The sequence below is a fragment of the Candidatus Zixiibacteriota bacterium genome (genome assembly GCA_035574315.1).
Taxonomy (GTDB): Bacteria; Desulfobacterota; Binatia; order UBA9968; family UBA9968; genus DATLYW01.
The window spans coordinates 22,802-49,573 of record DATLYW010000014.1; the positions used below are offsets into that span (position 1 = coordinate 22,802).

Below are 26,772 nucleotides of genomic sequence, written 5' to 3' on the forward strand. Positions count from 1 at the left end.
AACCCCGACGTTCGAGCATGAATCGCGATTTCGCGGCTGAGCCGACAAGGCGAGAGGCGACCCTGGAGCAGCCGAGAGGCAGGAACGCGAGATTTGGCGGTTCTTGCGCTTCGAGACGGTCGAGCACCGGCTTTCATCGAGCTATCCCGATCGATACCTGCTGCGGGGCGCCGATCCATCGTCTTCGTGGCCCGCAAGGTGCTCCCGGCGTCCCGCGTCAATCGCAACTGCGGAATTCGGGATGAGCCCGGGCCGACGATCGCCTCCGAGCAGGCCGTTTTTCTTCTACGGCTGGGTCATCGTCGCGGTGGGTTTCCTCGCCCACCTCGTGTGCGCGTTCCACCTCTCGAGCACGCTCAGCGTTTTTTTGCGCCCGCTGACCGAGGATCTCGGCGTCTCCCGCGGCGTGTTTTCCCTGCTCCGTTCTGGGGAGATCCTCATCGGCGCCGCAGTCGCCCCCTTCGTGGGGCCGCTCGTGGACCGTTACGGCGGACGGTGGCTGATGGCCGGCGGCGCGCTGCTTGCCGGATGCGGCTTTCTTCTTCTCGGTCAGGTTACGGCCTTCTGGCAGTTCCTTCTCGTGCGGTGGCTGTTCGTGACCGTCGGCGGCGTCTTCATGTGCCACATGGTCGTGACCGTGACGATCTCGCGCTGGTTCGTGCGCATGCGGGGGCGCGCGATCGCGATGGCGAGCCTTGGCCAGGGGCTGTCCAAGGTCGGCATCCCGTTCGTTACCGCGGCGCTGTTCGCTTGGGTCGGTTGGCGGCAGACCTGGGGCATATTCGGCGTCGTCACGGTGGCGCTCGTGGTGATCCCCGCCGTCTTGTTCATGCGCCGCAGTCCCGAGGAGATGGGGCTCTGGCCCGACGGCGCCCCCGAACCGCCCTCGACCGGTGCCGCCGCAGGCGCCGCTCGTTTGCCCTCCGGGGCGGATGCGCTTTCCGCAGAAGAGGCGGTCTGGAGCCGAGCGCAGGTGCTTCGCGGCGCCACGTTCTGGGTGATTTGCTTCATGTTCGGCATCGCCAACGTGGGGATTGCCGGCCTGAACCTTCACGTCTTCGCCTACCTCTTGGACATCGGCCACTCCGCCGTCACCGCGGCGACGGCGTTGAGCCTCATAGCTTCGACCCAGCTCGCCTCGACCCTGGCATGGGGTTTTCTGAGCGAGCGGATGGAAATCCGCCGCTGCATCATGGTGATGTTTTTCGTCCAGGCGGCCGGGCTGGGGGGCGCGATCGCGACGGCGCGTGTCGAGGCCATCTACGCCGGCTTTTTTTTCTACGGGATCGGGTTGGGCGGAAGCTGGGTGCTGCAGGAGCTGATCTGGGCGGCCTACTACGGCCGCCGGTCGCTGGGGCTTGTGCGCGGGCTGGGAATGTCGGTCACCAACGGCTTCGGCGCCGCCGGCGCGCCTTTTTTCGGCTTCCTGTTCGACGTTTCCGGAAGCTACATGCTCTCGTTCGTTCTCTTTGCCGTTGCGCTCGTGGGCTCCGCGCTACTCGCGCTTGTCATCCCGCCGCCGGGAACGGGAAAGGCGGCGGCGCACGCCTAGGGTACCGGTCTGATCCGACAGAGATAGGAGCGATGCGGCAGGGAGCCGCTGATGGGGTCGGTGAGGTCGGACCCGACGAGGGTTGCGGGGTTGGCGCCGCAGCGCTCGTAGGGATCGTAGCCGGGCAGCTCCAGGACCCTGCACTCCTGCCACCAGCCGTGCTGGCAGCAGACGACTCCAGGAACGATGTTCTCGGTGACGCGGGCTCGCACCGTGATCGCTCCCCGGGGAGTCTCCACCATCATCCAGCCGCCCGGCGCAACACCGTAACGCTCGGCGGTCTCGGGATGGATTTCCGCCGCGGGCTCGGGTGACGCCTTGCGCAGCCCGGGGAGCGCCCGGAGCTGGCTGTGGACGTAGGTCGTTACCTTGGCGTTGGTGAGCACCAGGGGATACTCCGCCGCGATATCCGGGCGGCTCAAGGGACTCAGAGCCGGCTCGACGTATTGCGGCAGGGGCGGAAAACCGTGCGCAGCGAAAGTATGGCAATACAGCTCCACTCTTCTCGACGGCGTGGAAAATCCCCGCGGCCTTCCGCTTGCGTCTTTCCGCGCGTGCTTTTCGTAGCCGGGCTCGAGCCGAAGAGAGATTCCCCCCGGATGGCGCTTCAGCTGTTCGAGCGTGATGCCGGAGGGTTCGAGCTCGTGCTGGTAGCCCGCTTCGATATCTCCATCCCAGAATTGCTCGCCGAGGCCGAGCCTCCTGGCGAGCTCGAAAACGATCCAGGTATCCGAGCGGCGCTCGAAGAGCGGTTCGACGACGGCCGGTCGATACTGCAGATGGGTCTTACCCGCCCGCCGGTGCTCGAAGCCGGTCGCAAGGTTCGACATCTCCAGGAAGCTCGTCGCCGGCAGCACATAGTCGCAAAGCTCCGCCGTAGGGGTCATGAAAAGATCGACGGCCGCCGCAAACTCCAGCGCGCGCAACGCCTCCCGGCCGCGGTGCGGATCGGCGTTGGAGAGAATCGAGTTGGAGCCAAAGTTAAGCAGCGCTTTGACGGGGTAGGGGCGTTCCTCGAGAATCGCCGTGAAAAGATCGTAGGCGGTGCAGTTGCCCGGTCTGGCGGGCGGGCCGAGCGGTTTTCGCTCCCGTCCGATGCGCGCCTCGGCGGCGGCTTTCGGCAAGAATTCCTTGCCGCCGACGTCGTTGACGGGCGTTCGCGGGAAGACGACGTTGCCGCCGACGCGGTCGTAGTCGCCCATGAGGGCGTAGAGGCACGCGACGGCGCGGCTCGTTTGCGTGGCGTTGGTGTGCTGTCCGAGCCCGTTCCACATATAGAGGCTCACGGGCCGATTGTGCGCGAGCAGCAGCGCCGCCTGCCAGACCTGCGCCGCCGGGACCCAGGTGATCGCCTCCGAGCGTTCGGGCGAGTACCGCGCCGCCATCCCCGCGAGGGCGGCAAAGACCGGAGTACACGGCACGGTCCGTCCGTTCAGGCGCAGGTCGCGAACGCCGAAGAGGGCCGGCCGGATGCCGTCGCGGTCGAAGCCCCCGCAAGCGGGGTCGTAAACCCCGGGCGCGTCCCTGGTTTCGTCCCATACCACGAAGCGGGCGGGCGACCCGTCCGGGACGAGATCGGCTTCCGTAACGAGCGCCCCGTCCTTTTTCATCAAGAACGGGCCGTTGGTCCAGCGCCGCGCAAACTCGGCGTCGTACCAGCTTTCCTCCATGAAGCAATGGATGAGCGCCAGCGCGAGCGCTCCGTCCGCCCCCGGCCGGACCTGGAGCAGGAGATCGGCGTTGGCGCCGATGCCGATCCGTCTCGGGTCGATCACGACGGTCTTCATTCCGCGCTTGCGCGCGGCGACGATGTCACGCGCAAGGATGAGGGAAGTCGAGCTCGGGTTGTGACCCCAGAGGAGAAAGCTCTTGCTGTGCTCCAGGTCGGGCGTGGGCAGGTTGGTTCCAAAGGTGTAGGCGAAGCCGGTGTCCTTGTGCCAGTTGCAGACGTGCGTGGTCGACACCCAGTTGGGGCTCCCGAAGAGGTAGAGAAAGCGGCCGAGCCAGCGCTCGGCATCGTCAACCGAAGTGCCGCTGCGGGTTCCCTTTGCAAGCGCAACCGCCCTGGCTCCGTGGCGCTCGCGGACGGCCGCCAGACGGGCCGCGATGTCGTCCAGGGCTTCGTCCCAGCTCACGCGTCGCCAACCGGGATCGGCGTCGCTCTTGGGGCGGCTCCGCTTGAGCGGATGGTTGAGTCGCTGCGGGCTGTAGACGAGCTCAGGAGCGGCTTTTCCCTTGAGGCACATCACGCCGCCGTTCGGGTGATCGGGATCGGGGTCGAGACGCACCACGCGCCCGGCTTCCACGGTCGCAATCGTGGCGCAGTGAGCCGTGCAAAGCGCGCAATAACCCCGCACCCGGCGACTTTCTCCGGCGGTTTGGCGAAGTTCGCCCGTCATGAACGTCGCGCCGTCTACCCGCGGTTTGGCTTGCCGATGAATCCGGGGCCGAAGCCCGCCTCGTGAGCCGCCCATGCGCCGGCCACGCGGCCGCTGAAAATGGAGGGGCCGAGCATGGTTCCTTCCAGCCCCGCCTTGCCGTTGATGTGACCGCCCGCCATCCCGGCCACCTCGCCGGCGGCGTACAGGCCCGGGATCGGCTCGAAATGCTTGTCCAGCACGCGGCATCGAAGATCGGTCTTGACGCCGCCGAAGTTCTTGCGCGCCAGCGGAAAGAGCTGCACGGCGTAGTAGGGGGGCGTGTCGAACTTCTTCGAAAGCTTGAGCGATTTCCCGAAGGCCGGCTCTCGCTCCAGTCCCTCGTCGAACGCGCGGTTGTAGCGTTCGATCTCACCCAGAAAAGTCGGCAGGTCGACCTCGATCTTCCGCGCCAGCTCGGCGAGGGTGTCCGCCTTGCGGATATAGGGGGAGTTGTCGAGCAGCTCCTGAATCTTCGCGCGGTCGACCTCGTCGCCGGTCCGGTAGTAGGGATCCGCGACTTCCATCTTGGCCGTCATCGGAGTGTCGAGAATCGCCCAGGCGTGCGGCGGATTCTGGCGCAGGAGGGCCGGTGTGGCGGAAGCGCCGCCTGTGAGCGACTCGTTGTGAAAGCGCCGCCCCTGCTGATTGACCCAGATGTACCCTGGGGTCAGGCGGAAGACCAGTCCCCGGCGGCCCCTGGGATCGCGGTAGTCGGGCGTGGCGTAGACGTAGAACCAGATGCAATCCATGTGCGTGAAGTAGCCGCCGACCTCGCCGATCATTCTGTGGCCGGAGCCGGTCGCCTCGAGGCCCGAGCCCTCGAGGACCTTAAAGGGCCGGAGGTCGGGGCGGTGCTCCAGAACCATGTCGAGATTGGAGTTGAAGCCGCCGGTCGCGACGACGACGGCCTTGCCCCAGACCTCGAAACTCTGCCCGCTCCGATGCGTCGCGGCGACGCCGCGGACCGCGCCGTCGCGCCGGAGCAGCTTGCCCGCGGCCACCGAAGTCATCAAGCGGACGTTCGGCAGGGATTGGGCGACTCCGATCAGCGCCGCCATCAGCCCGAGCCCGTTGTTCTGCGGCCGGTGCCAGCGCAGGACGCGATTGCCCTCCTGGAACTTCATGTCAACCCAGCGAACACCGCAGCTTTCCGCCCAGTGATACAGATCGTGCAGCGTGTGCTCGATATAGAAGCGAGCCCAGGTCTCGTCCGCCGCGCCCTGACCCCAGCGCACCCAGTCCTCGAACGCCAGATCCGGCGTGTCGGAGATTCCTTGCGACCGCTGCAGCGGCGTGCCGACCAGCATACAGCCGCCGCCGGAGATCGCGGCCGTACCCCCCGCCGACTCCGCTTTCTCCAGAAGGATCACGCCGGCTCCCGCGCGCGCGGCCTCGATTGCCGCCGGAATCCCGGCGCCTCCCCCGCCAACGATGACGACGTCGGTTTCCAGGCGGACCTCATTGGACATGGCCGGTTTCTCCTTCGCGATCGACATGAAACTCGTTTATCACCGCTGTCCCGCCGGGGTCAAACCGGAAAGGCGTCGGCGGGCAAAGCCGCCACCTCGCGGGGTATCTCTCCTCAAGCCCGGATTGCGCAGCGGCTCGCGAGTTCGTAAGCAAGGTTCAATGTGAAAGCCGGAAACGTTATTTATGGGCCAGCTCCGGAATCCGGGTTGAGGCCCCGGGGCGAAATTGGTACCTTGAAACTTCGGGAGATTCATGGATGCTCGGCTGCGAGAAGGCGTTCGTCTGTTCAACGAGCAGCGGTACTTCGAGTCGCACGAGATATGGGAAGAGCTGTATCGGGAGACGGAGGAGCGTCACAAGCCGTTTCTCGAAGCGCTCGTTCAGCTGGCGGCGGCCTTGCGACTTTTCGTGGACTTTGGCGAAGTTCCCGGAACGGTGCGGATGATCCGCCAGGCCCTCATCCGTCTGGAAAATTATCAACCCTCCTATCTGGCGATCAAAGTGAAGGACCTGAGCGTTTCGCTCGAGCGCTGGGCGCATGACGTCGAATCTGCCGGCTCCGGCGGTGCCGGGCCCATCCCCCGGATCAAGCTGCGCCGTTTCCCGCCGTTTCGATGAATGGATAGCTCCTCTCTCAAGCGAACGCTGGAAGAGTTTCTTCAGGGAAGCTGGCGCGGCGTCAGGCGTATCCAGGGGTTGCAGGGAGGCGCATCCGCGTACGTCCTCGCGCTGATCGCGGCGGTGCAGCGCCGGACGATGCTGGTGGTGGCGCCGACGCCGAGCTCGGCCGAAAACCTGTACCACGACCTCGCCTTTTTCCTCGGCGAGGAGCCGTCGCTCAACCCGCTGCGCAAGCGACTGCACCTACTGCCGCCCTGGGAGGTCCTGCCTTTCGAGAAGCTCTCGCCGCACCCGGAAAGCGTGGCGGGACGGCTCGAAGCGCTCTACAGGCTCGTGGAGGAACCGGCGTCGATTCTGGTGTCCACCCCGTCGGCGCTCATGCAGAAGATGCTGCCGAGGGATGCCTTTAAGACCTCTTACCGGTATCTCGTTCCGGGAGATGAGCTGCCGCGGGAAGCGCTGATCGAGCACCTGGCCCACTGGGGTTTCCAAAACGTTCCGCTAGTCGAGGAACGCGGCGACTTCAGCGTCCGGGGCGGCATCGTCGACCTGTTTGCTCCCGGGTACGGGCGCCCCCTGCGGCTCGAGTTCGAAGGCGACCGACTCGAGTCGATCCGGGAATTCAATCCCGCCAACCAGCGCTCGGAGCGGCCGCACGAGGAGGCTCTGATCCTGCCGATGAAGGAGTTCTCGCTCAAGCGGGCCGGTCTGGACGAGGTGGCGCGCAAGCTCGGGCAACGCGCGATGGAGCTGGATCTCGACCGCCTTGAGCAGGGGCGGTTGCTGGAATCCCTGAAGCAGGGGATCGCCTTTCCCGGCATCGAGTTCTTGCTGCCGTATTTCTACCCCGAGCTGGTGGCGCTGTTTTCCTACCTGCCCGCCGACAGCCTGGTGGTTGCGCTCGGCTTCGACCGGGTCGAGGCGGAGGCCGAGCGATTCGCCGAGCTGGCGCGCGAGCGGAACGCACGAGCGCGGGAAGAAGGGCGGTTGGTGCCGGCGGCGGACGCCCTTTACCTCGACGAGCGCCAGTGGCGTGAAGAGCTGGCCGCGTTTTCCCGGCTGCACTGCGAGTCGCTGGCGGTGCTCGGCGGGCCCGAGCCGACGCTGACCGTAGACTCGTTTCTGACCGGTACGCTTCAACGCGAGTCCGCGGCGCGCCACGGCAGGGATCCTTCGCTGGCGCCGCTGGTGGAGCGGCTCAGGGAGCAGCCCGAGGAGCGAATTTTCTTTGTCGCGCCCACGGAAGCCGACGCCCGCCGGCTGATCGAGCTGTTCGGTCATTACGACTTCCACGTCACGTTGAGCTCCGATCCGGTGCCGCTCTTGCTGGAGGGCGGGCGACGCGGCCCGACGGCGACGCTCGGCCGCCTGAACCAGGGATTTCGCCTGCCGAGCTCGGGGCTGGCGTTTCTCACCTTCGACGAAATCTTCGGGACGCAGAAGCGCCGCGCCGCGCCGCCGAAAAAGGCCCACCCGAGTCATTTTCTCACCAGCCTCAGCGAGTTGAAGCAGGACGACTACGTGGTTCACCTCGACCACGGCATCGGGATCTACCGCGGGCTCAAGTTCCTCCAGGTCGCCGGGGTGGAAGGCGAGTTCTTGCATCTCGAGTACGAAGGCGGCGACCGGCTCTACGTGCCTGTGGATCGCATCAACGTGGTGCAAAAATACATCGGCACCGAGGGCGCCAAACCGTCGCTCGACCGGCTGGGCGGGACGAGCTGGGAAAAGGTCAAGGCCCGGACCCGCAAATCAGTTCTCGCGATGGCCGAAGAGCTGGTGAAGCTTTACGCGATCCGGGAAGCCCGGTCCGGGACCGCCTTCCCCCCGCCCGATTCGCTCTACCGCGAGTTCGAGGCCGGATTCGAGTACGAGGAAACGCCGGACCAGCAGCGGGCGATCGACGAGACCCTGGCCGGCATGCAAAGGCCCAAGCCGATGGATCGCTTGATCTGCGGCGACGTCGGCTACGGCAAGACCGAAGTGGCGATGCGCGCGGCCTTTCTCGCGGTCGAGGCCGGCAAGCAGGTTGCGGTGCTGGTGCCGACCACGATTCTCGCGCAGCAGCACCTGCAGACCTTCCGCCATCGTTTCCGCACCCATGCGGTCCGCATCGAGATGATCAGCCGCTTCCTCCGGACGAAGGAAATCGCAGCGATTCTCCAGGACACCGCCCGGGGAAAGGTCGACATTCTGATCGGAACCCATCGGCTGCTGCAAAAAGACGTGGAATTCAAGGATCTCGGGCTGGTGATCATCGATGAGGAGCACCGGTTCGGGGTCGCGCACAAGGAGCGGTTGAAAAAGCTGCGCCAGCTGGTGGACGTGGTGAGCCTGACGGCGACCCCGATTCCCCGTACGCTCCACATGTCGCTGGTCGGCATCCGTGATCTGAGCATCATCGAGACGCCACCGGCGGATCGGCTCGCGATCCAGACCTACGTGACGCGCTACGACGAGGCTCTGATCCGCGATGCGATTCTCCGCGAGCTCGAGCGCGGCGGCCAGGTTTTTTTCCTGCACAACCGGGTCGAAACCATCGACCGCGTCGCCCTCAAGCTCCAGGAGATCGTACCTGAAGCCAAGCTCGCCGTGGCTCACGGCCAGATGCGCCCCCGGGATCTCGAACGGGTGATGCTCGACTTTTTGGAAAACCGGACCCAGGTGCTGGTTTGCTCGGCGATCATCGAGTCCGGACTCGACTTCCCCAACGCCAACACGATCATCGTCAACCGCGCGGACAAGTTCGGACTGGCGCAACTCTATCAGCTGCGGGGCCGGGTCGGCCGCTCGCACCGCCACGCTTACGCTTACCTCTTGATCCCGGGGGAGAAAGCGATCACTCCGGAGGCCGAAAAGAGGCTCCGGGCGCTGCAGGAGCTCGACGGTCTCGGCGGTGGCTTCAAGCTCGCGCTCCACGATCTCGAAATCCGCGGGGCCGGCAACCTCCTCGGCGCCGAGCAGTCGGGGCAGATCGCCGCCGTCGGTTTCGAACTCTACACGGAGATGATGCGCGACGCGGTTCGCGAGCTCAAAGGGGAGGCAGTCGTCCCCGAGGTGGAGCCCGAGATTCGGCTGGGGATCCCGGCCTATTTTCCGGACGACTATATTCCGGACGTCAGTCAACGGCTCTATTTCTACAAGCGGCTGGCGAGCCTGCGCAGCTCGGAAGAGCTGGAAGAGCTGAAGGAGGAAATCCGCGACCGCTACGGGCCCTACGGCGAGCCGGTGGAGAATCTTTTTCTGATCATGGAGCTGCGGCGGCTTCTCAGGCAGCACCTGGTACAGCAGATCAGCGTCTCGGACGGGAAGGTTTTTCTCCTCTTCCACCCGCAGTCGCCCGTGAGGGTCGAGAAGCTCCTGGAGCTCATCCGGGCCCCCCGCGGCGGTTACCGCCTGACGCCCAACGGCCGGCTCTCGTTCACTCCACTCCACCGGGACGGTAAGCGGCTCGTCGCCGAGGTAGCCGAGCTGCTCGCTTCGTTGCAGCCGACGCCCGGGGAGGAACCGAAGGCCCTGGAAACAGGGCGGGGCGTCGGGGGCGGCGGACCATGAAATCGAATCGGCGAGGTTGGCTTTTGGGGCCGAGTATGGTACGTCTGAGCCTGGAGCGCGCGTTCCCGGCGGGTTTCTCATGCTGCGGCACGTGATTCAAAACCGCCTGATCGTCCTGCTGGTTTCCCTCCTGCTGGCTTCTGCCGCGGACGCGCGGGTCGTCGAACAGCTCGTCACGGTGATCGACGGCGAGCCCTACACGCTCTCCAGCGTCGCGCGTTTCGCCAAGACCAGAGTCGGACGCGACTTCCCCTCCGGCGATCTGAACCAGATCAACGACCACGATCGCGAGGTGCTGGAGCAGTTCATCACCGAGAAGCTGCTCGAAGGCGAGATCCGCACGGCGGGAATCAAGATCTCCGACGAAGATATCGATCAGTACATCGAGGAGATCAAGAAGCGAAACCACCTCTCGGACGACGATCTGAAGGCGGCGCTCCAACGGGAAGGGCAAACCCTGGCGGGTTATCGCGCCGCGGTGAAGGCGGAGCTCGAGAAGAGCGCGCTCATCAACCGGCAGGTCAAGCAGCGGATCAACATCACGAACGAAGACGTCGAACGCTACTACAAGCTCAATGCCAGGAAATACCGGGCGGAGGACCGGGTGCGGCTGCGGCACATTCTGCTGCCGCTTTCGGAAAACGCCCCGGAAGAGGAGGCCAAAGCCGTCCTTGCCCGGGCCGGAGAGCTTTATCAGCGCATCGCATCCGGTGAAGATTTCGCCAAGCTGGCGCGCGAGCACTCGCACGGAGCCGGGGCGGACCAGGGAGGCGAGATCGGGTGGGTGCGCCGCGGGACGCTGCTCAAGCCGATCGAGGAGGTCGCGTTCGACAGGCTTTCGGTGGGGCAGGTGAGCAAACCGCTGCGCACGAGCATGGGCGTGCATCTGGTCAAGCTTGAGGCCCGCGAGGAAGGAGCGGTGCTGCCGCTTTCGACCGTCGGGCCGAAAATCAAAGACGAGCTCTACGCCAAGGCGTTGGAGGAGCGATTCTTGCGGTGGCTGAAGACCGATCTGCGGCGCAAGCATACCGTGGACATCAAGATCCCGGGCGTCGTGTTCAAACCCGAGGACACCACCGAGGACACCATGAACTCGCTGGTGGCGGCCCGTTCACTGCGGTCGAGCCGGTCGGAGGAGCGCGGCTTCCTGAGCTACCTCAATCCTTTTTCCTACATCGTCAAAGAGGTCCCGTTCGAGGAGGACGGCCAGGGTGGCCCGCTGGCCGGAAAGAACGTCGTCAGCGTCCTGGGAATTCCGCTGTTCACGACCGAGGCCGCGGACGACGTCCCCGACGTGCTGGCCGCGCAGCCCCCGGAGCCCAAAGAGCAGGAAGCGAGCGAGTCCGGCGGCTTCTTCTCGACCATCGTCGACCGATTGAACCCCTTCAAGCGGTGATCTCAAGCGGCGACCGCCCGGGGATTCGCACCGAATCTGCAAATCGAGGAACTCCCGGCAGGTGACCGCCGGTCGTCTATGTCGCGCAAACCGGTTCTTGCGATCACGATGGGCGATCCTGCCGGGATCGGTCCGGAGGTGATCCTCAAGGCGCTGGATCATCCGGAGATCGGGCGCGCCTGCCATCCGCTGATCCTGGGCGATTGGGCGGTCCTGCAGCGGGCGCGCAGAGCGGCGGGAGCCCGGGCGGAGCTCGTGCCGTGGGAGCACGGGCAGTCGTTGCTTTCGCTGCTCCAGGGGTCTGCCGGCTTCGTCGTCTGCCCGCTCTCCGCACTGGCGGCGAAAGACTCCAGGCCAGCGGTTCCCTCGGTCGCGGGCGGCCGCGCCGCTTACCGCTACATCTGCGTGGCGGCGAGGCTCGCGATGACCGGCGCGGTCGACGCGATGGTGACTGCGCCGATCAGCAAGAGCCTGCTCAGGCGGGCCGGTTACGATTATCCCGGCCACACCGAGCTTCTCGCCGACCTCAGCCGCACCGCCGAAGTCCGGATGATGCTGATCGGAAAGGCCCTGCGCGTAGTTCTGGTGACCGGGCACGTGGGTTTTACCCGGGTGGCTCGAAAGCTCACCCGCGCGGGAATCCGAACGACAGTGGAGCTTGCGCACCGGGCCCTGCGCGACCTGTTCGGCATCGGCCGCCCGAGGATCGCGGTGGCGGCTCTCAACCCGCACGCCGGGGAAGAGGGAATCTTCGGCAGGGAGGAAAAAGAGGTGATCGCGCCTGCGGTCATGGCGGCCAGGAAAAAAGGGCTCCTCGCCTCTGGCCCGCATCCCGCCGACAGCCTGTTTCACCGGGCGGCTCGCGGCGAGTACGACGCGGTGGTTTGCATGTATCACGATCAGGGCCTGATTCCGCTGAAGCTGCACCATTTCTTCGGCGGCGTGGCGCTCACCCTCGGCCCTCCGTTCATCCGCACCTCGGTGGATCACGGCACGGCCTACGACATCGCCGGCAAAGGCAAAGCGGATGAAACCAGCATGAAGGAGGCTATTCTGTTGGCGGCGCGCCTGGCGCGCACCAGGAGGTTGCGCCGGCCGTGAACCCCTCGGTCTTCCGCGAATACGACATCCGCGGCCTGGCCGAAAAGGAGCTGGACCAGGAGTTCGCCCTGTTGCTGGGGAAGGTTCACGGCACCATGATCCGGCAGAACGGCGGCACCCGGGTGGCGGTCGGGCGGGATTGCCGCACAACCTCGGAAGAGTACGCCCGAGCCGTGATCGCGGGGCTGGTGTCGGCGGGTCTGCGCGTCTACGATATCGGCGTCTGCCCCACTCCGCTGCTCTACTTCTCGCTCTTCCATCTCGATGCAGACGGAGGCATCCAGGTAACCGCCAGCCACAATCCCGCCGAGTACAACGGCTTCAAGGTGTGTTCGGGCAAGGAGACCCTGCACGGCGACCAGCTCCAGGCGATCAGGACGCGCATGGAACGAGGGGAGTTCGAGGAGAGAGCGGGCGGGCTTGCAGTCGTTTACGACATCCAGACGCCTTACCGGAAATTGCTTCTCGAGAACGTCGGTGCGCTGAAGCGGCCGCTCAAGGTGGTGGTCGACGCCGGCAGCGGCGTGGCGGGTCCCGTGGCACCGGCGATCCTGCGGGATGCGGGTTGCACGGTCTGGGAAATCGCGTGCGAGCCGGACGGCCACTTCCCCATTCATCATCCCGATCCCACGGTGCCGGCCAATCTCGAACTGCTGATCGCCAAGGTCGCCGAGGAAAAGGCGGACGTGGGAATCGCCTACGACGGGGACGCCGACCGGATCGGAGTGGTCGACGAGAACGGAAAAATCCTCTGGGGCGACGAGCTGCTCGTGCTGTTCTCGCGCGACGTTCTCAAGCGACATCCCGGGGCCGTGATCATTTCCGAGGTCAAGTGCTCGCAGCGACTCTACGACGACATCGCGAAAAACGGCGGCCGGCCCGTCATGTGGAAGGCGGGCCACTCGTTGCTCAAAGCCAAAATGAAGGAGACCCGCGCGCTCCTGGCGGGCGAGATGAGCGGGCACATGTTTTTCGCCGACCGCTACTTCGGCTACGACGATGCCATCTATGCGTCGCTGCGCCTGCTCGAGCTGCTCGCCGGCTCTCCCCGGCCGCTGTCGACGATGCTCGCCGATCTTCCGCCGAGCTTTTCCACACCGGAGATCCGCGTTGCCTGCCCCGACGAGCGCAAATTCGCGATCGCCGAGCTTGCCAAGCGTTATTTTCGCGAGCGGTACGAGGTGATCGACGTCGACGGCGCGCGCATCCAGTTCGACGGCGGCTGGGGACTGGTCCGCGCCTCCAACACTCAGCCGGCCCTGGTCCTGCGCTTCGAGGCCGACTCTGCGGACAAGCTCCGGCGATTTCGCGAGATCGTCGAAGCCAAGCTTGCCGAATGGAGCGCCGAGACGGCGTCGCATGAACGGTAAGATCGTCATCCGCGGCGCACGCGTCCACAACCTCAAGAACCTGGACTTGGAGATACCCCGCGGGCGGCTGGTGGTCGTCACGGGTGTGTCGGGCTCCGGCAAATCGTCGCTGGCATTCGATCTGCTTTACGCGGAGGGCCAGCGCCGCTACATCGAGTCGCTTTCCGCGGATACGCGTCAGTTCCTGCGCCAGCTCGAAAAGCCGGACGTCGACTCGGTCGAAGGTCTCTCTCCGGCCGTGGCGATCCAGGCCCGGCACGGCTCCTACGGCCCGCGCTCGACGGTCGGCACGGCCACGGAGATCGCCGACTTTTTGAGACTGCTGTTCGCGCGCGCGGCACAGCCGAGCTGCGTTCGCTGCGGCAGGGAGGTCTCGGCGCTGACAATCGAAGAGGTCTGCGATCGACTGCTGGAATTTCCCGCGGGGGCTCGGATCGTGGTTCTGGCGCCCGTCCGCGGGCGTTCGGCCCGAGACTTCCAGGCAAAGCTGCGCGAGCTCGCGCGCGCCGGATTCACCCGGATCAGCGTTCACGGCGAGATCCGGGAAATCTCCGAGGATCTCGAGCTCGGCGGGCTCCATCCGCCGATGCTGGATCTCGTGGTCGATCGGCTGACGTTGCGAGAGGGGATCGGAAGGAGACTCGCCGATTCACTCGAGACCGCCTCCCGGGCGGGTGAAGGCATGATCCGGGTGCAGGTTGCAGAGGGAACAGAGCCCGCCCGCGTCCTGAGCTTCAGCCAGCGGCTTGCCTGCACCGAGTGCGGCACGACGCTTCCGGAACTCCACCCGCAACTCTTTTCCTTCAATAGCCCCCAAGGGGCCTGCCCCCGCTGCCGCGGGTTGGGTTTTTTGCCGGCGGAAAAGGCGTCGCGAACAGGGCACGCGGCTCCCGGGCGGTGCCCACAGTGTGAAGGCGCGCGGCTCAAGCCGGAGGCTCTGGCGGTCCGTCTTGCGGGCAAGAACATCGCCGAGATCTGCTCGTTGTCGATCGTCGCGGCGCAGGATTTCTTCGACCGTCTGCAGCTCGCCGGCAAGGCTGCTCTGGTCGCGGGCCCGATCGCCAGGGAGATCTCCCGTCGCCTTGGGGTCCTGGAGCGGCTGGGCCTGCCCTACCTGAGCCTGGATCGGCCGAGCGACTCCCTGTCGGGAGGCGAAGCGCAACGGGTTCGGCTGGCGACCCAGATCGGCGCGGGTCTCGCCGGAGTGCTCTACATCCTCGACGAGCCGAGCATCGGCTTGCACCAGCGAGACAACGCGGCACTGCTCGAATTGCTGCGGCAGCTGCGGGATGCCGGGAACTCCGTCATCGTCGTCGAGCACGATCCCGAGGCGATGCTGGCGGCGGACACGATCGTCGACATGGGACCGGGGGCGGGCGCCGACGGTGGTCGCGTCGTCGCGGTAGGAACTCCTCGAGAGCTCATGGGTCACGAAGAGTCTCTCACCGGACAGTTCCTTTCCGGGAGGAGAAAAATCCCGCTCCCGGAGAAGCGGAGCGCGGGAACGGGCGCTTTTCTCACCCTCGCGGGCGTTCGGCGCCACAACCTGAAGTCCGTGACGGTCAGCATCCCGATCGGCGCTCTCACCTGTGTTACCGGAGTCTCGGGCTCGGGCAAGAGCACGCTCGTGATGGATGTCCTGTATCCCGCCGTGGCCCGCCGCCTCCGGCGAATCCGGGGGAGAGAGGATTTCGCCGAGCTGAACGGTTGGGAAAACTTCGAGCGCGTCGTGGCCGTCGATCAGTCCCCGATCGGCCGCACCCCGCGCTCCAACCCTGCGACTTATATTGGAGCTTACGATCCGCTGCGCGAGCTCTTCGCCCGGCTCCCTGAGGCCCGGGTTCGCGGTTACGACGCCCGCCGTTTTTCGTTCAACAGCCCGGGGGGGCGTTGCGAAGCCTGCGCCGGCGAGGGGCTGGTTCGGGTGGAAATGCATTTCCTGCCCGACGTGTTCGTCTCCTGCGACGTCTGCCGGGGCCGGCGGTACAATCGAGAGACTCTGGAGATCAGGTTCAAGGGGCTGAGTATCGCGGACGTCCTCGACCTCACGGTCGCCCAGGCCCTTGAGTTGCTCGCTAACATTCCGGCAATCGCGCAAAAGCTGCGCACCCTGGCCGCCGTCGGCCTCGGCTATCTCAAGCTGGGACAACCGGCGCATACGCTCTCCGGCGGGGAGGCGCAGCGGGTGAAACTGGCAAAGGAGCTGGCGCGAAAAACCGCGGGCCGGTCGCTTTATTTGCTCGACGAACCGACTTCCGGGCTGCACTTCGCTGATGTCGAGAAGCTCCTCGAGATGCTGCGGGCGCTGGTCGGCATGGGAAATACGGTGGTGGTCATCGAGCACAATCTCGACGTGATCAAGAGCGCTGATTACGTCATCGACCTGGGTCCCGAGGGCGGCGAGCGTGGCGGCGAGGTGGTTGCCGCCGGGACCCCTGAAGAGGTGGCTCGCTCCCCCGGGTCACACACTGGCGCTTATCTGGCGCGCTACCTGCAAGCCGGACCCGACGGGTGAGGTTTGTCTGGTCGAAAAATAGCGTCTTTTCAATCAGTTAACCCATCAAAAAGTCGCCTTGACAGGCTGGCGGCACTGCGGTAGTGTGAATTCAGACCAAACAAGTCGGATATGCCAGCCATGAAGCTTCCAATCTACATGGACAACCATGCCACGACTCCTGTCGACCCGAGAGTGCTGGAGGCGATGCTGCCCTACTTCACCGAGAAATTCGGCAATGCCGCCAGCAGGAATCACTCTTTCGGCTGGGAGAGCGAGGCCGCCGTCGATCTTGCGCGCGAGCAGATTTCACGCCTGATCCATGCCGGCTCTCCGCGGGAGATCATTTTTACCAGCGGCGCCACCGAGTCGGACAATCTCGCTCTGAAAGGGGTCGCGGCAGCGAACTCCGACAAGGGAAACCACATTATCACGTCGGTCATCGAGCACAAGGCGGTCCTGGATTGTTGCCGCTCGCTTGAGAGGCAGGGATGGCGGGTGACTTACCTGCCCGTCGACCGTGCCGGGCTCGTCGATATCGAGCAGCTGCGGGAGGCGGTCACGAGCAAGACCGTGCTCATCTCCATCATGATCGCCAACAACGAGATCGGCACGATCGAGCCGGTCAGGGAAATCGGCCGGATCGCCAAGGAAAAGGGGATTTTGTTCCACACCGATGCGACCCAAGCCGTGGGCCGGATCCCGGTCGACGTCCAGGAAATGGGCATCGACCTGCTGTCGCTTTCGGCGCATAAGATGTACGGCCCCAAGGGCGCGGGAGCCCTTTACGTTCGCTCGACCCGGCCGCGTGTGAAGATCGCTCCGCTGATCGAGGGGGGCGGCCAGGAAAAGGGAATCCGGTCGGGCACGCTCAACGTCCCCGGCATCGTCGGTTTGGGCAAGGCCTGCGAGATCGCCCGGGAGGAGCAGAGCGCTGAAAGCCGAAGGCTGGGTGCTTTGAGGGACAAGCTGGCGCGGGAGATCCTGGCTGGCCTCGACGATGTCTCGGTGAACGGCCATTCGACGGAGCGCCTCCCTGGTAACCTGAATCTCAGCTTCGCCGGCGTGGAGGGAGAATCGTTGTTGATGGCGCTCAAAGAGATCGCGGTTTCCACCGGGTCCGCGTGCACTTCGGCCAGCCTGGAGCCGTCGCACGTGCTGCGCGCCATCGGTTTGCGCGACGAGCTCGCACACGCGGCCATTCGCTTCGGCATCGGGCGGTTCAATACCGAGGAAGAAGTGGATTACACGGCGCGCCGGGTGATCGAAGAGGTTCGGCGGCTCAGGGATCTGTCGCCGGTCTACCGGAAAAAGCCCGCGCGGGCCTCGTGAACGGAGCTTTGGGAGGAGGAAATGGCATCGGGAGTGATTTTGACGGAACGGGCCGCCGCCAAAATCAGGGAGCTGGTCGCGGCGCAGGGCAAGGACGGACAGGGACTTCGGATCAAGGTGGTCGGAGGCGGCTGCTCGGGTTTGCAGTACCGGGTGGATTTCGACGTGCCCAGGGGAACCGACAAGGTTTTCGAAAGGGACGGTGCCCGCGTGCTGGTCGACATGAAGAGCCTCCTCTATCTGAGCGGCACGGAGCTGGACTATCGAGAGGACCTGATGCAAACGGGCTTCGTTTTCCAAAACCCGAACGTGAAGAGAACCTGCGGGTGTGGAAGCTCGTTTGTGGTTTGAGGAGCTGAAAGGCATGGAAACGAGCAACGCGAAGATCGCGGATCTGGCCCGACGCGAATACAAGTACGGTTTTGTCACGGAAATCGAGTCGGAAACTGTACCGCCCGGCTTGAACGAGGAGATCATCCGCCTGATCTCGGCAAAAAAAAACGAACCCGAGTTCATGCTGCAGTGGCGCCTGAGGGCGTATCGTTACTGGGCGAAACTGGAGCAGTCTCAGGCGGAGCCGAAGTGGGCCAACGTTCACTACCCGCCGATCGACTACCAGAAGATCATCTACTACGCGGCGCCGAAGGCGCGCACTGCCGTCAAGAGCCTCGAAGAGGTCGATCCGGAGCTGCTGCGAACCTACGAGAAACTCGGCATCCCGTTGAAGGAGCAGGAGCGGCTCGCGGGCGTGGCCGTGGACGCGGTTTTCGACAGCGTGTCGGTGGCGACGACCTTCAAGGAAAAGCTCGCGGAGCTCGGGATCATCTTCTGCTCGTTTTCCGAGGCAGTCCGCAACCACCCGGAGCTCGTGCAGCGTTACCTCGGCTCTGTGGTGCCGTATACGGACAATTTCTTCGCGGCCCTGAATTCGGCCGTATTCTCCGACGGCTCGTTCTGCTACATCCCCAAGGGCGTGCGCTGCCCGATGGAGCTTTCGACCTACTTTCGCATCAACGCCGCGGAGACGGGACAGTTCGAGCGGACGCTGATCATCGCCGACGAGGGCAGCTACGTGAGCTACCTGGAAGGCTGCACCGCGCCGATGCGGGATGAGAACCAGCTGCACGCGGCCGTGGTCGAGCTGGTGGCGCACGACGATGCGCAGATCAAGTATTCGACGGTTCAAAACTGGTATCCGGGAGACGCCCAGGGAAGGGGCGGCATCTACAATTTCGTCACGAAACGCGGGAAGTGCCTCGGCAGGCGCTCGAAAATCTCCTGGACCCAGGTCGAAACGGGCTCCGCGATCACCTGGAAGTACCCGAGCTGCATCCTGCAGGGCGACGATTCGGTCGGGGAGTTCTATTCCGTGGCGCTGACCAACAACTACCAGCAGGCGGATACCGGCACCAAGATGATCCACATCGGCAAGAACACCAGGAGCACGATCGTCTCGAAGGGGATTTCCGCAGGCCACGGGCAAAACACGTACCGGGGACTGGTGAAGATCCTGAAAGGGGCCACGGGGGCCAGAAACTATTCCCAGTGCGATTCGCTCCTGCTCGGCGACCAATGCGGGGCGCACACTTTCCCGTATCTCGAGGTCATGAACTCGACGGCGCAGGTCGAGCACGAGGCGTCGACCTCGAAGATCGGCGAGGATCAGCTGTTTTACTGCCGCCAGAGGGGAATTTCGACCGAGGACGCCGTCAACATGATCGTCAACGGGTTCTGCAAACAGGTATTTCGGGAGCTGCCGATGGAGTTCGCCGTGGAAGCCCAAAAGCTGCTCGGGGTCAGTCTGGAAGGCAGCGTCGGCTAGGCGGTCGAGCCTCTCGAGAGGGCAACGATGGATTCGGTCATCTATTTCGACAACAACGCAACCACCCGGGTCGCGCCCGAGGTTGCCGAGGCGATGATGCCGTTTTTGACCGAGCTGTACGGCAACCCGTCGAGCATTCACCGTTTCGGCAGCCAGGTGGGCAGGCGTATCGAGGAAGCGCGCGCCCAGGTGGCGGCTCTGATCGGTGCCGCAGACCCGGTCGAGGTGATCTTCACCAGTTGCGGCACCGAGGGGGACAACGCGGCGATCCGGGGTCTGCTGGAGGCGCGCGAAGGGAAGCGCCATATCGTCTCCACGCAGGTGGAACACCCCGCGGTTCTCGGTCTCTTGCAGCACCTCGAGAAGCGGGGCTGTCGGGTAACATGGCTCGGGGTCGACACGGACGGGCTGCTGGACCTCGACGAGCTCGCCGAGGCGCTGACCGACGACACCGCGCTGGTCTCGATCATGTACGCCAACAACGAGACCGGGGTCGTTTTCCCCATCGAGGAGATCGGATCGATCGTCAAATCCAGGGGGATTCCTTTGCACGTGGACGCCGTGCAGGCGGCGGGGAAGATACCGTTCTCGGTGAAAGATATGCCGGTCGATTTGCTGACGATTTCGGCGCACAAGTTTCACGGCCCGAAGGGTGTCGGGGCGCTCTACGTCCGCCGCGGAATCACCTTTCGTCCGTTCATGATCGGAGGGCATCAGGAGCGCAACCGGCGCGCGGGAACGGAAAACGTCCCGGGGATCGTCGGCATGGGGAAGGCGGCGGAACTGGCGCTCAACCACCTGGCCGAGACAACGAGGTACGTTGGCGCGTTGCGCGACAGATTCGAGGCGCTGGTTCTGCAGTCGTGTCCCGGTGCGCGCATCAACGGCCACCGGGAGCGGCGGCTGCCCAACACGACGAACGTGAGCTTCAAGTATCTCGAGGGCGAGTCGATCCTGGTGCTCCTCGACCAGGAGGGCATCTGCGCCTCGACCGGATCGGCGTGCACGGCAGGCTCCTCGGAGCCGTCCCATGTCCTGCGGGCCATGAAGGTTCCGGCGGAATGGCTCCAGGGCGCGGTGCGATTCAGCTTCAGCCGGTTCAATACCGAGCAGGAGGTCGAGCGGGTAAACGAAACGTTGCGGGTCATCGTCGAAAGACTCCGGGGCATGTCTTCCCTGGGCAGGTTGGGAGACCCGCAGGAGGCGAGCGACACGGGTCGTACGGCGCGGGCGGCGTCGACGAGGGGGTAACGTCATGGGGTTGATGCAAGTTCCACGGCGGGTCGACTACGGGTTGCGGGCGGTCATTTACTTGTCCGGACAGGCACCGGGCCGATGCTGCTCGATCGGCGAGATTGCCAAGAACCAGGGGGTTCCGAAGAAATTCCTGGAAAAGATCATTCCGGCCCTGGTGCGAGGAGGACTGATCCGGTCCCGACGCGGTCCGTGCGGCGGTTATGTTCTCGCCCGGGCGCCGGAAGAAATTTCGTTCTACGACGTAATCGAGGCCCTCGAAGGGCCGATCGCGGTGAACGCCTGCCTGGACGAGGAAGTGAGCTGCGATCAGCTGCCGCGCTGCGCGATGGCGGGCGTGTGGAGCGAAATCCAGAGGAAAGTCACCGAGGTGTTTACCAAGACCACGCTGGCCGACCTGAGGCGCGCCCCATGCCGGGAGTTTGTCGCTTCCTCTTCTCTTTCGAGTGCGGCATGACGACCGATCGCGGCAGGCCGCACTCCACAGGGAGGTGGTACGAATGACCTACGAAACGGGGCTGAGCATGGAAGAACGGGTGACGTCGCTGTTCCAGCCGGATACGCTGATGCCGGAACAGTACCTGGAGACATTTCGCCGCAAGTCTCATCTCGAGCCGGAAAAGAGGCTCCTGCTCGCGGTCCTTGAAGACGCCATCGCCTGCTTTCAGAAGTACCTGTTCGCGCGGGACAGCAAGGGACGGACCTTGTTCCGCGAGACCGAAGAGTGGATTCTCCAGAGGGACAGCGACTGGCTTTTCTCTTTTGTCAGCGTCTGCGAGATCCTCGGCTTCGATCCGAACTACCTCCGCCAGGGCCTCATGCAATGGAAAGCCAGGAAGCTGGAGAATCATTCCAAGGCCAAGGTCTATCAGCTGCAGCCGCGCCGACGCAGGAAGGGGAGGGGGGTCCCGGTCAGCCGGCGGAGCGGACGCCTCAAGAAAGCCGCGGGGCGCTAGACGGAAAAAAGAGGGGGCGAAAAGGGCGGCGGGGCCGGGCCCGCCGCCCTTTTCGTTTACTGAAGGGTTCGTTAGTATGCAGGAGTCGCACCGTGTTGCCCGGACCGGGACCCGCCGCTTCGCGGCGGCTCAATCGGTTGATTTAGCGATCAGAACCCGATACGGGAAACCAGGAATCGCAAACTCGTTATCGTCGTCGAGTCTGTTTCAGCAGATGGTTGCCTGTCGACGAAGTCCCCGGTTTCCTTGCAAATCCCCGCGCCCGACACGATAACCGTTTCATGACAACAGCTCCCGACAACAGGCGCAAGTCGCGGCTGAATCGGTTGTGGCACGCCGCCCGCTACCGCGCGGCCGAGTACGCGTTGCGGGCTTTTGTGGCGGCCATCCCCCGGATTCCTCGCCCCGTGCTGGAAGGGCTCACGGCAGCTCTCGCCCGCGTCTCCTTTTGGGTGATGTGGCGCTACAGAGTCCGCATGGAGACCAACATCGTGCGCGCGATCGGTGATCAGTACGCGAGGCCGGACGCCCGGCGGGCGCTGGTCTGGCAGGCGTGGAAGAATTTTGCCCGGGGGCTGCTCGATACCGCCACGCTTGTGCATCGCTCCAGGGCCGAGATCGCGGCGGCGATCGCCATCGAGGGCGAGGAGCACCTGCGGCGCGCGCTGGCTCAAGGGAAAGGGGTGCTCGCGCTCAGCGCCCACCTAGGCGGTTTCACGCTGATCGGAGCCCGGCTCGCGGCGGCGGGGTACCCGTTCAGCGTGGTCGTCAAGCAGCCCCGAAGCGAGCGGTTCGCGAAGCTGATCGACCGTTACCGCGCCGAGGTCGGGATCGACACCATCTCCGCAAGACCGCGGCGCGAGGCCGTCAGGGGAATTCTGCGGGCGCTGCGACAGAACCGCGTCGTGCTGGTCATCGCCGACGAGTTCAAGTCCGGGGGCGTTGCAGTGGATTTCTTCGGCCAGCAGGCGTCGGCGCCGCGGGGTCCGGCGGCGCTGGCGCTCCGCACCTCGGCGCCGACGCTGCCGATGTTCGCCGTCCGGCGCCCGGACAATACCGTGGTTCTATCCATCGGTCCGCAAATAGAGCCGATCCGCCTGGGCGATGTGGAACAGAGCGTCGCCGCGACCACCGCGCTCTTCACCCGATATCTGGAAGGGATGATCCGCCGTTATCCGGATCAATGGAACTGGCTCGGATTTCCGCGCGACGGCCGCATGCCGCGCGCGAGAGCCGGAGAACCCTCGGAACCGCAAGCCAGCCGCCCGGATGGCCCGCGGCCGGAGCCGGGCGGCCTTTGAACCTCAGGAGCGCGAATCGAATCCGCGTCCCGGTCCGCCGCGGCCCTCGGTGCGTTCGAGGTAGCGCATCAACCGGTACTTGTTTTCGAGCTCGTCGAGCTCCAGAGGCGGGAGACCTTCCGGTTGCCCCGGTTCGACCTTGGCAGCGATAAGACTGAGCTCGTTGCGGCGCCAGCTCTTCAGGAACTCGTCGCGAAAGGACGACGGGCTGTCCACCCAGCACGCGTGCCTGTAACCCGAGGCCAGAGCGACGGCTACCGCGTCGACATTTCGGCTTGCGGTCGCAATCCGCCCGGACGCTTCATAACACCCGTTGTCGAACAGGAGATGGATCAGGTTCGGCGGGCCTTGGGACGCGATCGTCGGCAGCCCGCAAAGGTTCATCAGAAAGGCTCCGTCGCCGTCGATCGCGATCACCTTGCGCGTCGGGAGGGCGAGGGCTAGGCCGGTCGCGACCGAAGAAACCAGCCCGAGCGTGCGGGTCTTGAAGTTGCCTTCACCCGGACGCAGCGCCCACCATTCGCGTGCGGCCCACCCGGTGCAGACCACCAGAGCATCCGCGGTATCGGAGGCAATGGCTTTCAAGCAGTCGTAGCGCCGCATCAGCGAACCTCCAGGACCGTCTTGGTCAGCAGGACAGCGACTGGTTTCTTGGAATCCTCCGCCAGAACCTGAGCCCCTCGGATCGTCTCGTCGACCTCCTCGGCCCGGCGCAACAGGTAAGTGCGGATGCCCAGCCCCTGCAGCACAGGTTCGGTCACGCTCCCGAGCGTGGTGAAGCCGCGGTCGCCGATGTCGCCGGCGTAATAAACGAGCAAGAGGATCGGAATCTGAAACTGAAGGCAGGTCGTGGTCAGCGCGTTGCAACTGTTGAGCAGCCCGCCGTTTTGCATGATGATCGCGGTCTTTCGGCCGGCAAGATAGGCTCCCGCGCAAATCCCGATCCCTTCTTCTTCGCGGCAGAGAGGGACATGCTTCACGGCAGGATCCGACTCGACCGAGCGAATCAGGTGCGCGATCTTTTCGTCGGGAAGCGTCGCGACGAAGTCGATCCCGGCGCTCTTCAGCGCGGCCAGGATCCGGGCGGCTGCTTGCTGCGGCTCCATTTGCGGGCTTCATCCTTCCGCGGCCGATGCCGCGTCGCCGGTCTTCCGGCTTCGCGACCGATACTGCGCGCGCAAACCTTTGTCAAGGTCGCGGCGCGCCCGGAAGATCTCGGCTGCGAGCCACCACGATACCATCATGTACGTACTTGCCGACTCGCTGGTAGCTGAATCGGAAGTCCCTTGACAGAATCGAGCTAGCTCCTATAGTGAACCTGAGTTTTCGGCCATGGAAAGGATCGTCAAAGTCAGCGAAGATCACGTCTGGGTGGCGATTGACGATCGCCAGGTTCATCTCGGGCTGACCAATTACTTGCAGGATGAATTGGGCAGTGTCATTTCCGTCGATCTGCCGGAAATCGGCGATATGATCGAAGAGGGCGAGCCGTTCGCGGAACTGGAATCCGTCTCGACGGTTCACGAGCTGATCGCGCCCGTCTCCGGCACGGTCCTGGCCGTCAACCATCGGCTCCAGGACCATCCATCGATCATCAACGAAGACCCCTATAACGAAGGGTGGTTGATCGAGGTTCGCCTGAAGGACGAATCCGAGATCGACGCGTTGATGGACATGGATGAATACTATCATTTCGTTTTCAAGCCCAGGTCCTGACCGTTTCGTCGCCCTGCTGCTTCTGCTCGCGCTGGCCCCCGCGGTCGTGTGGGGCAGCGCGGTTCCGCCGGAGCCGCGAAGCGAGCGGGACGCGTACGCGGAAGCCCGGGACGCGATGGTCGAGCGGCAGCTGCGGCGGCGCGGGATCGACGATCGCCGGGTCCTGCAAGCGATGCGATCGGTTCCGCGTCACCTTTTCGTGCCGCCCCGCTGGCGTTCCGCCGCATACGAGGATCGCCCGCTGCCGATCGGAAGCGGCCAGACGATCTCGCAGCCCTACGTCGTCGCGCTGATGACGCAGCTGCTCGAGCTGCAAGGCTCGGAGCGCGTGCTCGAGGTCGGCACGGGATCCGGCTATCAGGCGGCGGTTCTTTCCCGGCTGGCCCGCGAGGTTTTCTCGGTCGAGATCATCCCCGAGCTCAGCCGCGGCGCCGCGGACGTCCTGGAGCGCCTCGGATTCGACAACGTGCGGCTGAAAATAGGAGACGGATTTTTCGGCTGGGAGGACGCGGCTCCGTTCGACGCCATCGTGGTCACGGCCGCGGCTTCGGAGGTGCCCGAGCCGCTCTGGCGGCAGCTGGCGGAAGGCGGCCGGCTCGTGATCCCGCTGGGCGACGATCGCGGGCAGCGGTTGGTCCGCCTCCGAAAACTATCGGGGAAACGGGTCGCCGAGGACTTTACCGCGGTTCTCTTCGTTCCGCTGACGGGGGAGGCGCGGAAGAAGCGCCGCTGACCGGGCTGGCAGCGCGCGGTCCGTTCGGAGGAGAGGAAAAGCGGTAGATGACCTCGCCGCGGCGCACAAGGTTGAGCTCCTCGCGCGCGAGCTTCTCGAGGTAGAAGTTGTCGCTCCGCAGTCGGCGGATCTTCTGCCGGAGCAGCTCGTTTTCTTTCTGCAGCCGGTAGTTCTGCTCGTCCAGCCTGGCCTTTTCCCCTTTGAGCCGAAGCAGGTGCAGCACTCCGCGGTCGCCGACCACGGTCAGTACCGCGAGCAGCGCCAGGACCGATCCCAGCACGTAGTGCAACCACCGTTGAACGAATGGCGGGGTAAAGCTCATCGGAGAAGCGGATGGCAATATAACACATTTTATGGTTTTGTGCTGTTAACGACGGTTTCGGAGGTTGCACGAATGAAAATACAACGGGTACACGCTCGGGAGGTGCTGGATTCCAGGGGGCTGCCGACAGTGGAAGTGGAGGTCACGCTGCAGAACGGTGCGGTGGGTCGGGCGACGGTTCCTTCCGGGGCTTCGACCGGGACGCACGAGGCGATCGAGCTCAGGGATGGCGGCAGGCGCTTCTTCGGGAAGGGCGTAGCGCGCGCAGTGGCGAACGTGAACCGCAAGATCGCTCCCCGGCTGCGCGGCCGGGACGCGAAGAATCAGAAAGCCATCGACGCGATCATGCTCGAGCTGGACGGATCGCCCAACAAGAGCAGACTCGGAGCCAACGCCATCCTCGGGGTGTCCCTCGCCGTCGCTCATGCCCAGGCCCGGGCCGAACGCGTGCCGCTGTACCGGTATCTCGGCGGCTCCCGCGCCCGGCTCCTTCCGGTGCCGCTGCTCAACGTGCTCAACGGCGGCGTGCACGCGGACAACAACGTCGATCTGCAGGAGTTCATGATCGCTCCCTACGGGCTGCGCAGTTTCGCGGAGGCGCTGCGTGCGGCGGCCGAGATCTTCCAGTCGTTGAAGAAGGTCTTGCACGACCGCTCGTACTCCACCGCGGTGGGCGACGAGGGAGGGTTCGCGCCACGGCTCCGGAGCAACGCCGAGGCCGTGGAGCTGCTGCTGGAGGCGATCGACCGCGCCGGCTACCGGCCGGGCCGGCAGGTGGGGCTGGCTCTGGACGCGGCATCGAGCGAGTTCTACGAGGACGGCAGGTACGTTTTTCGGAAATCCGGAGGCGAGGTTCGCGACCGGGAGGCGATGGTTCGGTTCTATGAAGAATGGGTGCGGCAGTATCCCATCGTCTCCATCGAGGACGGATGGGCCGAGGACGATTGGGAAGGGTGGCGGATCGCCACTGAGGCGCTCGGCTCGAAGGTTCAGCTCGTGGGGGATGACCTGTTCGTGACGAACCCGGAGAGACTTCAACGCGGCATCGACTCGAAAACCGCCAACGCGATCCTGGTGAAGGTGAACCAGATCGGCAGCCTGACGGAGACCCTGGATACCATGGCGCTTGCCCGCCAGCACGGTTATGCCACGGTGATATCGCATCGTTCCGGCGAAACCGAAGACGTCACCATCGCCGATCTCGCCGTCGCCACCGGCGCCGCCCAGATCAAGACGGGAGCTCCGTGCCGAGGCGAGCGCACCGCGAAATACAACCAGCTCCTCAGAATCGAAGAGGCTTTGGGCGAGCGCGCGGTCTATGCGGGCAGGAAAGCCTTTCCCGTCCGCGTCGGCTAGG

The 26,772-nt window shown here is 64.8% G+C and carries 22 protein-coding genes; 17 read left to right on the forward strand and 5 right to left on the reverse strand.

Annotation, left to right across the window (positions count from 1 at the left end; all coding sequences use genetic code 11):
- Positions 1-241 precede the first annotated feature (241 nt).
- The gene (locus VNN77_03995) at positions 242-1,552 is read left to right on the forward strand and encodes an MFS transporter (protein HXG50554.1); all 1,311 of its coding nucleotides are present in this window, start codon (positions 242-244) and stop codon (positions 1,550-1,552) included.
- Here VNN77_03995 and VNN77_04000 read toward each other — a convergent pair.
- Both VNN77_04000 and VNN77_04005 read right to left on the reverse strand, forming a co-directional pair.
- On the reverse strand, positions 1,549-3,951 hold the full coding sequence (locus VNN77_04000) for a molybdopterin-dependent oxidoreductase (GenBank protein ID HXG50555.1): 2,403 nt from the start codon (positions 3,949-3,951) through the stop codon (positions 1,549-1,551). The two genes, VNN77_03995 and VNN77_04000, sit on opposite strands and share 4 nt — an antisense overlap.
- A gap of 14 nt (positions 3,952-3,965) precedes the next feature.
- Positions 3,966-5,441 carry an FAD-dependent oxidoreductase gene (locus VNN77_04005; GenBank protein HXG50556.1) on the reverse strand — a complete coding sequence of 492 codons (1,476 nt, stop codon included), beginning with the start codon at positions 5,439-5,441 and terminating at the stop codon, positions 3,966-3,968.
- Between the two features lie 253 nt (positions 5,442-5,694).
- Here VNN77_04005 and VNN77_04010 point away from each other — a divergent pair, with 253 nt between their 5' ends.
- From VNN77_04010 to VNN77_04070, 13 genes are all read left to right on the forward strand, one after another.
- A complete protein-coding gene (locus VNN77_04010; GenBank protein ID HXG50557.1) occupies positions 5,695-6,060 on the forward strand; it encodes a DUF309 domain-containing protein in 366 nt (121 codons plus the stop codon).
- A complete protein-coding gene (mfd, locus tag VNN77_04015) occupies positions 6,061-9,618 on the forward strand; it encodes a transcription-repair coupling factor (GenBank protein ID HXG50558.1) in 3,558 nt (1,185 codons plus the stop codon).
- A gap of 79 nt (positions 9,619-9,697) precedes the next feature.
- Positions 9,698-11,014, forward strand: a complete 1,317-nt coding sequence (locus VNN77_04020) for a peptidylprolyl isomerase (GenBank protein HXG50559.1) — start codon at positions 9,698-9,700, stop codon at positions 11,012-11,014.
- A gap of 78 nt (positions 11,015-11,092) precedes the next feature.
- Positions 11,093-12,115 carry a 4-hydroxythreonine-4-phosphate dehydrogenase PdxA gene (pdxA, locus tag VNN77_04025; protein HXG50560.1) on the forward strand — a complete coding sequence of 341 codons (1,023 nt, stop codon included), beginning with the start codon at positions 11,093-11,095 and terminating at the stop codon, positions 12,113-12,115.
- Complete coding sequence (locus VNN77_04030; protein HXG50561.1) at positions 12,112-13,485, forward strand: phosphomannomutase/phosphoglucomutase; 1,374 nt, start codon at positions 12,112-12,114, stop codon at positions 13,483-13,485. Before pdxA ends, VNN77_04030 begins: the two co-directional genes overlap by 4 nt.
- Entirely contained in the window at positions 13,475-16,000 is a 2,526-nt protein-coding gene (gene uvrA / locus VNN77_04035; GenBank protein HXG50562.1) for an excinuclease ABC subunit UvrA, read from the forward strand. Before VNN77_04030 ends, uvrA begins: the two co-directional genes overlap by 11 nt.
- A 120-nt stretch (positions 16,001-16,120) precedes the next feature.
- Positions 16,121-17,311 carry an IscS subfamily cysteine desulfurase gene (locus tag VNN77_04040; GenBank protein HXG50563.1) on the forward strand — a complete coding sequence of 397 codons (1,191 nt, stop codon included), beginning with the start codon at positions 16,121-16,123 and terminating at the stop codon, positions 17,309-17,311.
- A gap of 21 nt (positions 17,312-17,332) precedes the next feature.
- Positions 17,333-17,662, forward strand: a complete 330-nt coding sequence (locus VNN77_04045) for an iron-sulfur cluster assembly accessory protein (GenBank protein ID HXG50564.1) — start codon at positions 17,333-17,335, stop codon at positions 17,660-17,662.
- A gap of 13 nt (positions 17,663-17,675) precedes the next feature.
- Positions 17,676-19,133, forward strand: coding sequence for a Fe-S cluster assembly protein SufB (gene sufB, locus VNN77_04050; GenBank protein ID HXG50565.1), 1,458 nt, complete (start codon positions 17,676-17,678; stop codon positions 19,131-19,133).
- A gap of 27 nt (positions 19,134-19,160) precedes the next feature.
- The gene (gene nifS, locus VNN77_04055; GenBank protein HXG50566.1) at positions 19,161-20,384 is read left to right on the forward strand and encodes a cysteine desulfurase NifS; all 1,224 of its coding nucleotides are present in this window, start codon (positions 19,161-19,163) and stop codon (positions 20,382-20,384) included.
- A 4-nt stretch (positions 20,385-20,388) separates the two neighbouring features.
- Positions 20,389-20,844 (forward strand): Rrf2 family transcriptional regulator, encoded by a 456-nt coding sequence (locus tag VNN77_04060; GenBank protein HXG50567.1) that lies wholly within the window; start codon positions 20,389-20,391, stop codon positions 20,842-20,844.
- A 43-nt stretch (positions 20,845-20,887) separates the two neighbouring features.
- A complete protein-coding gene (locus VNN77_04065) occupies positions 20,888-21,343 on the forward strand; it encodes a hypothetical protein (protein ID HXG50568.1) in 456 nt (151 codons plus the stop codon).
- A 281-nt stretch (positions 21,344-21,624) separates the two neighbouring features.
- Complete coding sequence (locus VNN77_04070; GenBank protein HXG50569.1) at positions 21,625-22,644, forward strand: lysophospholipid acyltransferase family protein; 1,020 nt, start codon at positions 21,625-21,627, stop codon at positions 22,642-22,644.
- A gap of 3 nt (positions 22,645-22,647) precedes the next feature.
- Here the strand turns inward: VNN77_04070 and VNN77_04075 are convergent, their stop codons facing one another.
- The gene (locus VNN77_04075) at positions 22,648-23,247 is read right to left on the reverse strand and encodes a thiamine pyrophosphate-dependent enzyme (protein ID HXG50570.1); all 600 of its coding nucleotides are present in this window, start codon (positions 23,245-23,247) and stop codon (positions 22,648-22,650) included.
- Complete coding sequence (locus VNN77_04080; protein HXG50571.1) at positions 23,247-23,750, reverse strand: thiamine pyrophosphate-binding protein; 504 nt, start codon at positions 23,748-23,750, stop codon at positions 23,247-23,249. The genes VNN77_04075 and VNN77_04080 overlap by 1 nt, the downstream gene beginning before the upstream one ends.
- Positions 23,751-23,976: 226 nt before the next feature.
- Here VNN77_04080 and gcvH point away from each other — a divergent pair, with 226 nt between their 5' ends.
- Together gcvH and VNN77_04090 are read left to right on the forward strand one after the other, a co-directional pair.
- A complete protein-coding gene (gene gcvH, locus VNN77_04085; protein ID HXG50572.1) occupies positions 23,977-24,360 on the forward strand; it encodes a glycine cleavage system protein GcvH in 384 nt (127 codons plus the stop codon).
- Positions 24,323-25,093, forward strand: coding sequence for a protein-L-isoaspartate(D-aspartate) O-methyltransferase (locus tag VNN77_04090; GenBank protein HXG50573.1), 771 nt, complete (start codon positions 24,323-24,325; stop codon positions 25,091-25,093). Before gcvH ends, VNN77_04090 begins: the two co-directional genes overlap by 38 nt.
- On the opposite strand, the gene VNN77_04095 is transcribed toward VNN77_04090, so the two are convergent.
- A complete protein-coding gene (locus tag VNN77_04095; GenBank protein HXG50574.1) occupies positions 25,038-25,415 on the reverse strand; it encodes a septum formation initiator family protein in 378 nt (125 codons plus the stop codon). The two genes, VNN77_04090 and VNN77_04095, sit on opposite strands and share 56 nt — an antisense overlap.
- A 72-nt stretch (positions 25,416-25,487) precedes the next feature.
- Here VNN77_04095 and eno point away from each other — a divergent pair, with 72 nt between their 5' ends.
- Positions 25,488-26,771, forward strand: a complete 1,284-nt coding sequence (gene eno / locus VNN77_04100) for a phosphopyruvate hydratase (GenBank protein ID HXG50575.1) — start codon at positions 25,488-25,490, stop codon at positions 26,769-26,771.
- Position 26,772: the final 1 nt, after the last annotated feature.